This is a genomic window from Schaalia radingae, assembly GCF_900106055.1.
In the GTDB taxonomy this organism is placed as follows: Bacteria; Actinomycetota; Actinomycetes; order Actinomycetales; family Actinomycetaceae; genus Pauljensenia; species Pauljensenia radingae_A.
The window spans coordinates 1,426,909-1,438,780 of the sequence record NZ_LT629792.1 but is presented as its reverse complement, the minus strand read 5'-3'; the positions used below and the strand labels follow the sequence as shown (position 1 = coordinate 1,438,780).

The 11,872-nt window shown below is 60.6% G+C and carries 10 protein-coding genes and 1 other RNA gene; 9 read left to right on the top strand and 2 right to left on the bottom strand.

Annotated elements, in window-relative coordinates; translation table 11 throughout:
- Window positions 1-56 precede the first annotated feature (56 nt).
- Window positions 57-437: RNase P RNA component class A (gene rnpB, locus BLT69_RS06350), an RNA gene on the top strand.
- Window positions 438-442: 5 nt separating this feature from the next.
- Here the strand turns inward: rnpB and map are convergent.
- Together map and panB are read right to left on the bottom strand one after the other, a co-directional pair.
- A complete protein-coding gene (gene map / locus BLT69_RS06345) occupies window positions 443-1,363 on the bottom strand; it encodes a type I methionyl aminopeptidase (RefSeq protein ID WP_257590273.1) in 921 nt (306 codons plus the stop codon).
- A gap of 39 nt (window positions 1,364-1,402) precedes the next feature.
- Complete coding sequence (gene panB, locus BLT69_RS06340; protein WP_070725173.1) at window positions 1,403-2,257, bottom strand: 3-methyl-2-oxobutanoate hydroxymethyltransferase; 855 nt, start codon at window positions 2,255-2,257, stop codon at window positions 1,403-1,405.
- 176 nt (window positions 2,258-2,433) lie between these two features.
- Between panB and pheS the strand changes: the two genes are divergently transcribed.
- The 8 genes from pheS to argR all read left to right on the top strand — a co-directional run bounded on the left by pheS (window position 2,434) and on the right by argR (window position 11,865).
- Window positions 2,434-3,519: a phenylalanine--tRNA ligase subunit alpha gene (gene pheS, locus BLT69_RS06335; protein ID WP_070725171.1), complete on the top strand. Its 1,086-nt coding sequence runs from the start codon at window positions 2,434-2,436 to the stop codon at window positions 3,517-3,519.
- A gap of 2 nt (window positions 3,520-3,521) precedes the next feature.
- Window positions 3,522-6,176, top strand: a complete 2,655-nt coding sequence (gene pheT, locus BLT69_RS06330) for a phenylalanine--tRNA ligase subunit beta (RefSeq protein WP_092648640.1) — start codon at window positions 3,522-3,524, stop codon at window positions 6,174-6,176.
- A 181-nt stretch (window positions 6,177-6,357) separates the two neighbouring features.
- On the top strand, window positions 6,358-6,879 hold the full coding sequence (locus BLT69_RS06325) for a flavodoxin domain-containing protein (RefSeq protein WP_092648639.1): 522 nt from the start codon (window positions 6,358-6,360) through the stop codon (window positions 6,877-6,879).
- 64 nt (window positions 6,880-6,943) lie between these two features.
- Window positions 6,944-8,005 carry an N-acetyl-gamma-glutamyl-phosphate reductase gene (gene argC, locus BLT69_RS06320; RefSeq protein WP_092648638.1) on the top strand — a complete coding sequence of 354 codons (1,062 nt, stop codon included), beginning with the start codon at window positions 6,944-6,946 and terminating at the stop codon, window positions 8,003-8,005.
- On the top strand, window positions 8,002-9,198 hold the full coding sequence (argJ, locus tag BLT69_RS06315; RefSeq protein WP_092648637.1) for a bifunctional glutamate N-acetyltransferase/amino-acid acetyltransferase ArgJ: 1,197 nt from the start codon (window positions 8,002-8,004) through the stop codon (window positions 9,196-9,198). The genes argC and argJ overlap by 4 nt, the downstream gene beginning before the upstream one ends.
- Complete coding sequence (gene argB / locus BLT69_RS06310) at window positions 9,195-10,097, top strand: acetylglutamate kinase (protein ID WP_092648636.1); 903 nt, start codon at window positions 9,195-9,197, stop codon at window positions 10,095-10,097. Before argJ ends, argB begins: the two co-directional genes overlap by 4 nt.
- Window positions 10,094-11,347: an acetylornithine transaminase gene (locus BLT69_RS06305; protein WP_092648635.1), complete on the top strand. Its 1,254-nt coding sequence runs from the start codon at window positions 10,094-10,096 to the stop codon at window positions 11,345-11,347. Before argB ends, BLT69_RS06305 begins: the two co-directional genes overlap by 4 nt.
- Entirely contained in the window at window positions 11,347-11,865 is a 519-nt protein-coding gene (gene argR / locus BLT69_RS06300) for an arginine repressor (RefSeq protein WP_058236925.1), read from the top strand. The genes BLT69_RS06305 and argR overlap by 1 nt, the downstream gene beginning before the upstream one ends.
- Window positions 11,866-11,872 lie beyond the last annotated feature (7 nt).

Genomic DNA, 11,872 nt, shown 5'->3' with positions numbered 1-11,872 from the left:
CACACCGATCGAAGTAGGCCCTGGCGCCGCGCGCGTCGTAGACTCGAGGATGCAGATGAGTCGGCCGGGCGGCCGCGGCACCGCGTGATGCGGTGACGAGGAACGTCCGGGCTCCACAGGGCAGGGTGATGGCTAACAGCCACCCGGGGAAACCCGCGGGAAAGTGCCACAGAAACAAGACCGCCGCTGGCGCGAAGAACACTTCGCACCAGCGGTCAGGGTGAAAAGGTGGGGTAAGAGCCCACCAGTAGGCCAGGTGACTGGTCTAGCTAGGTAAACCCCACCCGGAGCAAAACCGAGCAGCAAGTACGAGCGGCCCGCTCCACGCTTGCGGGTAGGTTGCTTGAGGCCAGTGGCAACACTGGTCCTAGAGGAATGGTCGCCGCTGCCGACTTCGGTCAGCAGGACAGAACCCGGCGTACAGGCCGGCTCATCTGCACTCTCACGCGTTCGACGGCAGTGTCAAAATGTCGGCGCCATCTTCGGTCACCACGATTGTGTGCTCGAACTGCGCGGTGCGGGAACGATCGGCCGTGACAACAGTCCAGTCATCATCCCACTGCTCCCATTCGACAGTGCCCAGCGTCAGCATCGGCTCAATGGTGAACACCATGCCCGGCTCCATCACCGTGTCATACAGTGGTGCAGCATCATAGTGCGGAATGATCAAACCCGAGTGAAAGGCTTCGCCCACGCCGTGTCCGGTGTAATCGCGCACCACGCCGTAGTCAAAACGCTTCGCATACACCGAAATGACACGTCCGATCACGTTGATCTCACGGCCAGGTTTGACCGCCCGGATCCCACGCATCATCGCTTCGCGTGTCCTCTCACTGAGCAGACGCGACTCCTGATCAACATTTCCCACCTCAAACATGGCGCAGGTGTCACCGTGGACACCCTCGTAAAACGCCGTGATATCGACGTTGACAATGTCGCCATCTTCGAGGGGGCGATCATCAGGAATGCCGTGGCAGATGACCTCGTTGATGGAAGTACACAGCGACTTCGGATACCCCATGTAACCCAGGCATGACGGGTAGGCGCCAGCACCGACAATAAAATCATGTCCGATGCGGTCGAGCTCATCGGTTGTCACACCGGGGCGAACCGCCTCACCCACGACACGAAGCGCATCGGCGGCAATGCGGCCAGCGTGGCGGATCCGTTCCACAGTGTCCGCATCCTTAATATCCGAGGCAGTGACGTTTTCAGGGCCATCGTGGAACATGTACTCGGGGCGTTCAATCGACTCAGGCACCGAGCGCATGGGGGAGATACGTCCGGCAGTCAGATTGCCCAGCGGCGCGCGACGCGCATTGGCAGATGCCGGAATACGACCAGAATTGTCAGAACTACTCATAGCCCTAGCCTAGATCTTTTGCCGACCAGTGCTGGGATGTCACTGCTGGTGATAATTCTCCGGAGCAGGAAATGTGCCATCTTCCACACTTTCCACATACTCGGCAGCAGCCGCCGTGATCTCACGCCCGATCTGCGCGAAACGATGGACGAACGAGGGAACCCATTCCTGCATCCCCACCATGTCCGACCACACCAGTACCTGCCCATCGGTGTGCGGGCCAGCACCGATACCAATAGTGGGAATCTCCAGCGCAGCAGTGACGTCAATGGCCACGTTGTCAGGCACCATCTCCAACACAACGGCAATCGCACCGGCATCCTGCAAAGCCAGCGCGTCAGCAATCATCGCATCGCGCTGATCGCCACGGCCACGCATACGCGGACCGCCGATCGTGTTCTCTGATTGCGGCGTGTACCCCAGGTGTCCGACGACGGGAATACCGGACTGGCTCAGTAGTCGGACAGCTTCCACGCGCGGTCGGCCTCCCTCGAGTTTGACCGCATGGGCACCAGCGCGCATCAATTGGGAAGCCGATTCAAACGCCTGCTGTGCACTGGCCTCGTACGTTGCGAACGGAAGGTCTGCCACTACCAGGGCGCGGCGTGTGGAACGTGCCACTGCTGAAGTTGCTCGAACCATGTCGTCCAACGTGACGCGCAACGTGGAGTCATACCCCAACATCACGTTGCCGTAGGAATCACCCACCAGCAGCATGTCAACACCTGCCGCATCCAGCAGCGGGGCAATAAGCGCATCATAAGCTGTCAACATCGTGAGTTTTCGGCCCTGCTGCTTAGCTTGAGCAAGGTGGTGGACGCGAACTTTTTTCGGTTTCGTCGGCGCGGGGACCGTATCAACGGCCGCAGCGTCGGAGGGCGCAAGTGAACTCATATCTGTAGCCTAGACGCTTTCGTCAGTGCACCGGGCTTACACGCGATCGCGCTCAGTGAACTGTCCAGCCAATGGCGACGAATGGGCGGACTCGCTTCGACGGCTAATATGGGGGAAGAGGAAACGTGGAGTTTTCCCGTATGACCGATTGTCAATTTCGACCGAGGAAGCAGGATATGGCTGACTGTGCTCCTGAGCTCAATCCGCTTGACGGTGAAGCGGTGAGCGCCCTCGTCACTGATGCGCTGGCGCGTATCAGTGAGGCGAGTTCGCTGGCCCAACTCAAGACCGTTCGCACGCAGGTGATGGGTGATCAGGCACCCCTGATCCAGGCTAACCGCACGATCGGGTCACTGGACCCCGCTGACCGTGCGCAGGCAGGCAAGACACTGGGCGGTGCCCGCAAGCAACTCGCCACTGCGCTGTCCGAACGTGAATCAGTGCTGCGCGACGAAGAGGAAGCCCGCGCGCTGGAGACGGAAGCCGTGGACGTAACGGTGCCGACCGGGCGCCAGAGTCTGGGCGCGCGTCACCCTCTGGAAACCTTGATGGAGGAAGTGGCCGACCTGTTTGTGTCGATGGGATGGGACATCGCAGAAGGCCCGGAAATCGAGCACGAATGGTTCAACTTCGATGCGCTGAACTTCGACATTGACCACCCGGCTCGCCAGATGCAGGACACCCTCTACGTCGATGGCCGCTCCGTCGGTGGCGACCACGAGGATGACGGTCACCTGGTGATGCGCACGCACACCTCGCCAGTTCAGGCCCGCTCCATGCTCGCTCGCGGTGTTCCGCTCTACGTCGCATGCCCCGGTAAGGTATTCCGCTCCGACGCGCTCGACGCGACACATACACCTGTTTTCCACCAGGTTGAGGGTCTGGCAGTTGATCGCCACCTGACGATGGCGCACCTGAAGGGAACGCTGGATCACTTTGCGCGCCAGATGTTCGGCCCTGACGCGCGCACGCGGTTGCGCCCCAGCTTCTTTCCTTTCACTGAACCGAGCGCCGAGATGGATCTGTGGTTCCCGCAGAAGAAGGGCGGCCCCGGCTGGATTGAATGGGGTGGCTGCGGCATGGTCAACCCAAACGTGCTGCGCGCCTGCGGCGTCGACCCTGACGAGTATTCCGGTTTCGCATTCGGCATGGGTATTGAACGCACGCTCATGCTGCGTCACGGCATCGCTGATATGCACGACATCGTCGAGGGAGACGTGCGCTTCTCCCAGCAGTTCGGACTCAACGGAAGGGGACACTGAACATGCCTATGGTTCCATTGTCGTGGCTTCGTGACCACGTAGAAATTCCCGCCTCCGTGACGGTTCCGCAACTGGCCGCAGCGCTGGTGAAAGTGGGCCTGGAGGAAGAAACAATTCATCCCGCCCGCGTGACGGGCCCGCTTGTCGTAGGCAAAGTGCTCACACGCGAGCCGAAAGAACAATCCAACGGCAAAGTCATCAACTACTGCCGAGTCGATGTCGGCCAGTACAACGACGAGCCGGGAACTGGGAAAGAGCCATCTGACCTGCCCAGTCGCGGCATCATCTGCGGTGCTCACAATTTTGATGTGGGCAACCTGGTGGTCGTCAGCCTGCCGGGCGCAGTTCTGCCCGGCCCCTTCGAGATCTCTGCCCGCAAGACCTACGGTCACATCTCTGACGGCATGATCTGTTCGGAGCGCGAACTGGGCCTCGGGGAGGACCACAACGGCATCCTCGTTCTGACCGACAAGTTTGATGCCGACCAGATCCCCGCTCCCGGATCAGATGTGATTCCACTGCTGGGACTGGGGGAAGAAGTCCTCGAAATCAATGTCACTCCGGACCGCGGCTACTGCTTCTCCATGCGTGGCGTGGCGCGCGAATACTCCCACTCAACGGGAGCAACCCTGACTGATCCCGGTCTGCCCGATGGCCTTGACCTGCCCGAACACTCCGACTCAGCTTTGAGCGTGGAAGTTGAGGACAAGCGCCCGATCCGCGACCACGTCGGGTGCGACCGCTTCGTTACACGCATCGTGCGCGGCGTCGACACGCACGCTCAGACGCCCAAATGGATGGTGGAGCGCCTGGAGATGGCAGGCATGCGCTCAATCAGCCTGCCCGTCGACGTCACCAACTACATCATGTTGGATCTGGGCCAGCCGATGCACGCTTACGACCTTGGTTCTGTGGCAGCACCCATCGTGGTGCGCAGAGCTGAAAAAGGTGAGCATCTCGTCACCCTCGATGGTGAAGATCGCGCACTGAACGACGAAGACCTGCTTATCACGGATTCTCCACAAGGCCAGCATGGATCGCGCATTATAGGACTTGCCGGAGTGATGGGCGGCCTCGACTCTGAAATCACTGAGGGGACAACAGACCTGGTCCTCGAAGCTGCGCACTTTGATTCCATTTCAATTGCGCGCACGTCCCGACGCCACTTCCTGGCCTCTGAAGCCTCGAAGCGTTTCGAACGCGGTTCGGACCCGGCGATTCCGCCCGTCGCGATTGCCCGGGCATGTGCGCTGCTTGAAGAATACGGCGGGGGACAGGCTGACCCCCACGTGTTCGAGGTCAATACCGTGCCCGAAGCTCGACCGATCGACATGAAAGTGAGTGAGACGCAGCGCCTGACCGGACTCGAATTACCTCCAGCACGCATTCGCGAACTGCTGGAAACAATCGGCTGCCAGGTTCATGGCGAGGACAGCGAGGCCCAATGGCAGGTGACACCTCCGAGCTGGCGACCTGACCTGACCGGGCCTGCCGACCTGGTCGAAGAGGTCGCGCGCCTGCACGGATACGATGAGATCCCGTCAATCCTGCCGCAAGCCCCTGCTGGACACGGCTTAACCACGGCGCAGAAGACTCGCCGTGATGTCGCACGCGTCCTGGCCAATGCTGGACTGACCGAGGTAGAGTCCTACCCCTTCATGTCCACTGCTGCCCATGACCGCCAGCAGCTGGCTACCGATGACCCGAACCGTCAGGCAGTGCGCCTGCGCAATCCGCTGGCCGACGATGCGCCGCTGCTGCGTACACGCATCCTGGACACGCTGCTCGATGTTGCCGGACGCAACATGTCACGCGGTATGAACCACATCGCGGTCTTTGAGATTGCGAAGGTTGTGCGCCCGGCAGGAACGGTTCCATCCGATCTGCCGTCCGCTGAGCAGCGTCCCTCTGTCGAGGTGGAAGCTCAGCTCCAGGCCGGCGTTCCCTCGCAGCCGTGGCATGTGGGAGCAATCTTGTGCGGAAATGCCACAGGTAACGGGGTGTTCGAGCAGCCCCGCGTCTACGACTGGGCCGATGCCATCGACCTCGTCTGGCGCGTCGCACAGTCACTGGGCGTCAAGGTGGAAACAGCACGCGGCTGGCTTCCTGAATCTACCCCCGTGCGCAAGGGGCCGCCGATGCCTCAGGCGAGCAGTGACCCGCACGCAGTGGCACCGTGGCATCCAGGCAGGATGGCGCAGGTTTTCGTCCGCAACGGCAAGACTCTGACTGTTGTGGCGCGAGCCGGCGAACTTCACCCGCGTGTATGTGAGGCATTCGGTTTACCCAAGCGCTCATGCGCACTGGAGCTGGACGTCGACGCGCTGGTGGCGCATATGGCGGAAGAACCAATTCAGGTGAGCGGCGTGTCAACGTTCCCGGTGGCAAAAGAAGACTTCGCACTGGTTGTCGCCAATGATATTCCCGTTGCTCGCGTTGCTCAGGTGATTCGCCAGGCGGCAGGTGCCCTGGCCGAAGAGGTATCTCTCTTTGACATTTACGAGGGCGACCAGGTTCCCGACGGTCACCGCTCGCTGGCCTTCACTGTGAAACTGCGTGCCGATGATCGCACGCTGAGTGCAGATGAGGTTATGCGCACACGCAACGACATCATTTCTCGCACAGGTAAGACGCTCGGGGCGCAACTTCGCGCATAACGAATGCGCGAATCGTGATCAGTGCGGCCGGTGCGTGAAGCGCCGGCCGCACTGGCGCATACGCGTGTGCTCGGGCGTTAGTCCTGCTCAGAGTCTGAAACGTATGCACAGCAGGGCAGAATTTGCGACTTCTTGAACGATTCGGCTCACATTGGCGCGCCAAAGCGTCCATACTGGGATTATGAAAATCCTCGTCACTGCTTCGTCAAAACATGGTGCAACCCGTGAGGTTGCCGAACGTATCTCTGACCGTCTGCGCTCGCACGACCTCGATGTCGAGATGATCAATCCGGAGGACGTGAAGTCTCTGGAATCCTACGACGCTGTTGTGTGCGGCTCAGCCGTGTACATGACGCAGTGGATGGCGCAGGCGAACGATTTCATGGAGCGTTTTCGCCCGAACCTGCTGTCGATGCCAGTGTGGGCTTTTTCAGTGGGCCTGTCCGGGGTGCCGAAGCATTCGCTGCAGGACCCCTCGCGCATTGGCCCGGTGCTGATGAAGGTGCCGATTGTCCACCACCAGAAGTTCCCGGGTCGCTACGACCCCTCGCGCCTGTCACTGCGTGAGCGCACTATCGCGCGCCTTGCCGGTGCGGTCGAGGGCGATTTTCGGCCGTGGGACGAAGTGGATCAGTGGGCAGATGAGATAGCACAGGATCTGAAGTCGGGTAATACGGCACCGCAGGAGTCGGACGCTCAGTAGCCCTGGTGTCCATATAGAGGACACCCGTTATGCAAATTATGCATGCCTGTGTATAGTCATGCATATGAATTCTCGGGCAGCTATTGCAGGAGTATCGGGATACGCAGGAGGCGAAATCGCACGCCTCCTTACCGCGCATCCTGACATCACGCTCAGCATAGTTACGGGAGCATCTTCCGCCGGCAACACCCTGGCACAGATGCATCCGAACATCACTGGGCCCCAAGGTGCGCTGGTGATCCAGGAAACAACAGCCCAGGCTCTCTGCGGCGTTGATGTGATTTTCCTGGCCCTGCCACACGGACACTCCGCCCGACTTTCCGATGAACTCGCACGCGCTGGCACGTCAGCACTGATCATCGACTGCGCTGCCGACCATCGACTGTCCGATGCAGACGAATGGCATCGCTACTACGGCACCGACGCAGCCGAACCGTGGACCTATGGAATGCCAGAATTGCTGCACAGCGGCGAAACACAGATGACACGTCAACGCGACGCCCTCGCACACGCCGGTCAGATCGCCGTGCCCGGCTGTAATGCGACAGCAGTCACCCTGGCAATACAGCCAGCCATCGCCGCGCACATCGTCGAACTCACCCTATGCGCCACCTTGTCAGTGGGTTATTCAGGTGCCGGCCGATCACCCAAACAGCATCTGCTGGCCTCCGAGGCACTCGGCGCGATCGTGCCTTACGGCGTGGGAGGAACGCACCGGCACATCCCCGAAATCATCCAGAACCTGCGCATCAGTGGGGCGGACGACGTTCGCCTGGCATTCACGCCCGTTCTGGTCCCCACAGCTCGCGGCATCGTGGCGACAGTGGTGGCACCGCTGCACGCATCCGTCAGTGCAGATGACGTGGCCCACGCCTACAGCATCTACGATAATGAGCCGCTGATCGGTGTCAGCCACGAGGCACCCTGGCCGTCCACTGCGCCTGTCAACGCGACCGGCTGTGCCCTCGTCAATGCAGTGATTGACGAACGTGCCCACAGTCTTGTCACTATCTGCGCACTCGACAACCTCGGTAAAGGAACTGCGAGTGCAGCCATCCAGAGCGCAAACCTTGCGCTCGGCCTGCCCGAACTGACCGGAATCCCCACCATCGGAGTGACACCATGAACCAGACAGCACCATTGACCGGCGTGACAGCACCTCAGGGATTTCTCGCATCAGGGGTTCACGCAGGGATCAAAGCCAGCGGTAACCGTGACGTCGCCCTCGTCGTCAACACCGGACCGACCGAGCTTCGCGCCTCGGCAGCAGTCTTTACCTCCAACCGCGTCGCCGCTGCTCCCGTCCATCTTTCCCGCGCACACTTCGCCGCGGGCACTGTCAGTGCCGTCGTGTTGAACTCCGGGGGAGCGAACGCCTGCACGGGCGAGCAGGGCGCACGTGACGCCCAACAGATGGCCGACCACGTCGCGCAGGCACTCAGCCTGGCCGACAGCATGCAGGTCGGTGTGTGCTCCACCGGTTTGATCGGTGAGCTGCTGCCGATGGAGGCAGTAATCAGCGGAATTGATATGGCGGTGGGCGAACTTGCTGATACGCCTGAAGCGGGAGCCAACGCTGCCGATGCCATCCGAACCACCGATACCGTGAACAAGACGATCGAGATTCATGCAGACGGCTACACGGTCGGAGGAATGGCGAAAGGTGCAGGTATGCTCGCGCCGGCACTGGCGACCATGCTGTGCGTCCTGACAACCGATGCAGTCGTTGACCAGCGTGAACTTGACGCCGCCTTGCGTGAAGCGGTCCGCACGACGTTTAACCGCGTGGACTCAGATGGATGCCGCTCCACCAATGACACGGTCATTGCACTGGCTTCTGGAGCATCCGGTCACCACGCCGATGCACAGGAACTGACCGAACATCTGCGCAGCGCCTGCGCCACGCTGGCACGTCAGCTTATCGCGGACGCCGAGGGTGCCACCCACGACATCGACATCACCGTGCGCGGTGCACACAGTGAAGAAGCCGCCGAGATTATCGCCCGGGCCGTCGCGCGATCGAACCTGCTCAAGGCCGCAATTTTCGGCAATGACCCGAACTGGGGGCGTGTCCTGTCAGAAATCGGCACAATCCCTGAAGAGGTCGCACCATTTGACCCGGATGCCATTGACGTGAGCTTCAACGGTGTGCAGGTCTGCCAGGCAGGGGGAGTGGGGCAGTCGCGAGACCTCGTCGACATGACGGATCGGCAGGTCAATATTGAGGTCGATCTGCACAATGGTTCAGCCAGTGCCACCGTCATCACCTCCGACCTGACCTACGACTACGTCCACGAGAACAGCGCGTACTCATCATGACCACACTGACCGCGCAGGATAAGACCGCTATTTTGCTGGAAACAATGCCGTGGCTGCGTCACCACCGCGGCAAGTATGTCGTGATCAAGTATGGCGGCAATGCGATGGTGGACGACTCACTCATGCACGCATTTGCCCAGGATGTCCTTTTCTTGCACCAGTGGGGTGTCAAGCCGGTCGTCGTTCACGGCGGTGGTCCTCAGATCAACCAGATGCTGTCCCGGGTGGGCCTTGATGCGCCCTTCACCAAAGGGCTGCGGGTCACCACCGAGGACGTCATGGAGATTGTGCGCATGGTGCTGATTGGAAAAGTACAGCGCGAACTGGTCAGCCTGCTCAACGTTCAGGGTTACCAGGCCATCGGACTGGCAGGAGAAGACGCGGGTCTGTTCCAGGCTCAACGCACACCCGCATGGGTCGATGGTGAAGCCGTTGATATTGGATTGGTGGGAACTATTACCCACGTCAACGCCCAGCCACTGATGGCGCTGGTGGATTCGGGTTTCATCCCGGTAGTCTCCTCCGTTGCACCCAACCAGGATGCGCCATCTGGAGTGCTCAACATTAACGCCGATTCTGCTGCAGCAGCACTGGCTGGCGCGATCGGTGCTGAAAAGCTCATCATGTTGACCGACGTGGAAGGACTCTACGCAAACTATCCGGATCCAAACTCTCTGATCAGTCGCCTCTCGCGCAGCGAACTGGCCGCCCTCGTTCCCACCCTTGATTCGGGGATGGCGCCGAAGATGACTGCTGCGCTGGCCGCCCTCGAACAGGGTGTGCCGCGTGTCCACGTCATCGACGGCCGCCAGCCGCACTCCATGCTGCTGGAAGTCTTTACTGATGAGGGCGTCGGAACGATGATCACCACCGACGGAAATGAAGGGGAGGATCAATGACCTGGGAAAATCGCTACCATGAGGCGCTCATGGACACATTTGGACCTCCTCAGCGTATCCTCACGCGTGCACAGGGCTGCACGGTTGTGGACGACACCGGAGCAGAGTACCTGGACCTGCTGGGCGGAATTGCCGTCAACGTGCTGGGACATTGCCACCCGGCCATTGAGCGCGCAGTGAGTACGCAACTGGCAACACTGGATCACGTCTCCAATTTCTTTGCCACACCGCCGCAGATTGAACTGGCCGAACGCGTTCTCGGCATCGTGTGCGCGGACGCCGTTCCAGACGGATCACGTGTCTTTTTCACCAATTCGGGAACGGAGTCCAACGAGTGCGCCATCAAAATGATCCGCACCTGGGGCAACACGAAGATCGACGAGGGTACCAAGGGCTTTTCTGCCGACACGACACCTCGCATCATTGCGTTGACTGGCGCATTCCACGGACGCTCAGCGGGCGCACTCTCAGTGACCTGGAAAGAGGCTTACCGCACTCCATTTGCACCGTTGCTCGAAGGAATCGAATTCATTGAGCCGAACAATATGGACGCACTCGACCGCCATCTGACCCAAGGCGTGGCAGGCATCATCGTTGAACCCATCCAGGGAGAAGCAGGCGTCTACCCGCTCAGTGATGAGTACCTTCAGGCCGTGCGTCGGCGCTGCAATGAGATCGGCGCACTGATGGTCGTTGACGAAGTACAAAGCGGCATGGGACGCACCGGACAGTGGATGGCGCACCACCACGCAGGAATCACGCCCGACGTCGTCACCCTCGCCAAAGGACTAGGTGGAGGCATGCCGATTGGAGCCTGCGTCGGTATCGGCCAGGCTGGATCGATCCTGACCCAGGGAATGCACGGCACGACTTTTGGCGGCAACCCGGTGTGCGCCGCCGCAGGCCTGGCCGTCATCGACACCATCGAAAACGATGCGTTGCTGGCACACGCCCTCACACTGGGTGAACAGTGGCGCGCCGAACTGCGTGAGGCAGGCGGAGCGGCGGTGCGCGAGGTGCGCGGACGCGGCCTGCTTATTGCGGTCGAATTTAATGAACCGTGCGCCAGTGCGCTTGTGCGCCATGCAGCTGACGAAGGATTTATCATTAATGCGCCAAACGCCCATACAATCCGTCTGGCACCACCGTTAACGCTGTCAGACCAGCAGGCTCAGTCCTTCACTGAGGCTCTGCCTGCATTGGTTCACAGCGCCCGGCAGACACTCGGCCACGCACACAAGGAGGACTGATGACAGACCACGCCGGCCCTGACACGCAAGGCATCCCGTCGTCACGCACCGCTCGACGCGGAGCCATTGTGGACATCCTTGCCGATCAGCAGATCTCCTCTCAGAAGGAACTGCGTGAAGCACTGGCCGTGCTGGGTATCGAAACGACGCAGGCCACTTTGTCACGTGACCTCGTGGAGATGCACGCCACGAAGATTCGCACGGCCTCAGGTAAACAGATCTATTCAGTGCCGGACCTGGACGGGGAACAGACGCGTCGTGGAGAAGAATCACTGGCGCGCCTGGAGCGATGGGCTCAGGACCTGCTCGTTGCAGTAGACACCGCCGGCACATTCCTGGTTGTGCGCACACCAGTGGGCGCAGCCAACCTGCTCGGATCAGCCATCGACACCGCGCGGCTCGAGGGAGTCGTTGGCACCGTGGCAGGAGATGACACTATTTTCGTCGCATGTCGCAGCACTGAGGACGCCGTGGAACTTCAGTCAACACTGATCGCACTGGTCGAGCCTCGCCAATAAGCGTGAA

What these genes read in the sequence shown, in the direction of transcription:
- map (WP_257590273.1), bottom strand. Translation starts at nt 1,363, where the DNA reads ATGAGTAGTTCTGACAATTCTGGTCGTATTCCGGCATCTGCCAATGCG.
- panB (WP_070725173.1), bottom strand. Translation starts at nt 2,257, where the DNA reads ATGAGTTCACTTGCGCCCTCCGACGCTGCGGCCGTTGATACGGTCCCC.
- pheS (WP_070725171.1), top strand. Translation starts at nt 2,434, where the DNA reads ATGGCTGACTGTGCTCCTGAGCTCAATCCGCTTGACGGTGAAGCGGTG.
- pheT (WP_092648640.1), top strand. Translation starts at nt 3,522, where the DNA reads ATGCCTATGGTTCCATTGTCGTGGCTTCGTGACCACGTAGAAATTCCC.
- BLT69_RS06325 (WP_092648639.1), top strand. Translation starts at nt 6,358, where the DNA reads ATGAAAATCCTCGTCACTGCTTCGTCAAAACATGGTGCAACCCGTGAG.
- argC (WP_092648638.1), top strand. Translation starts at nt 6,944, where the DNA reads ATGAATTCTCGGGCAGCTATTGCAGGAGTATCGGGATACGCAGGAGGC.
- argJ (WP_092648637.1), top strand. Translation starts at nt 8,002, where the DNA reads ATGAACCAGACAGCACCATTGACCGGCGTGACAGCACCTCAGGGATTT.
- argB (WP_092648636.1), top strand. Translation starts at nt 9,195, where the DNA reads ATGACCACACTGACCGCGCAGGATAAGACCGCTATTTTGCTGGAAACA.
- BLT69_RS06305 (WP_092648635.1), top strand. Translation starts at nt 10,094, where the DNA reads ATGACCTGGGAAAATCGCTACCATGAGGCGCTCATGGACACATTTGGA.
- argR (WP_058236925.1), top strand. Translation starts at nt 11,347, where the DNA reads ATGACAGACCACGCCGGCCCTGACACGCAAGGCATCCCGTCGTCACGC.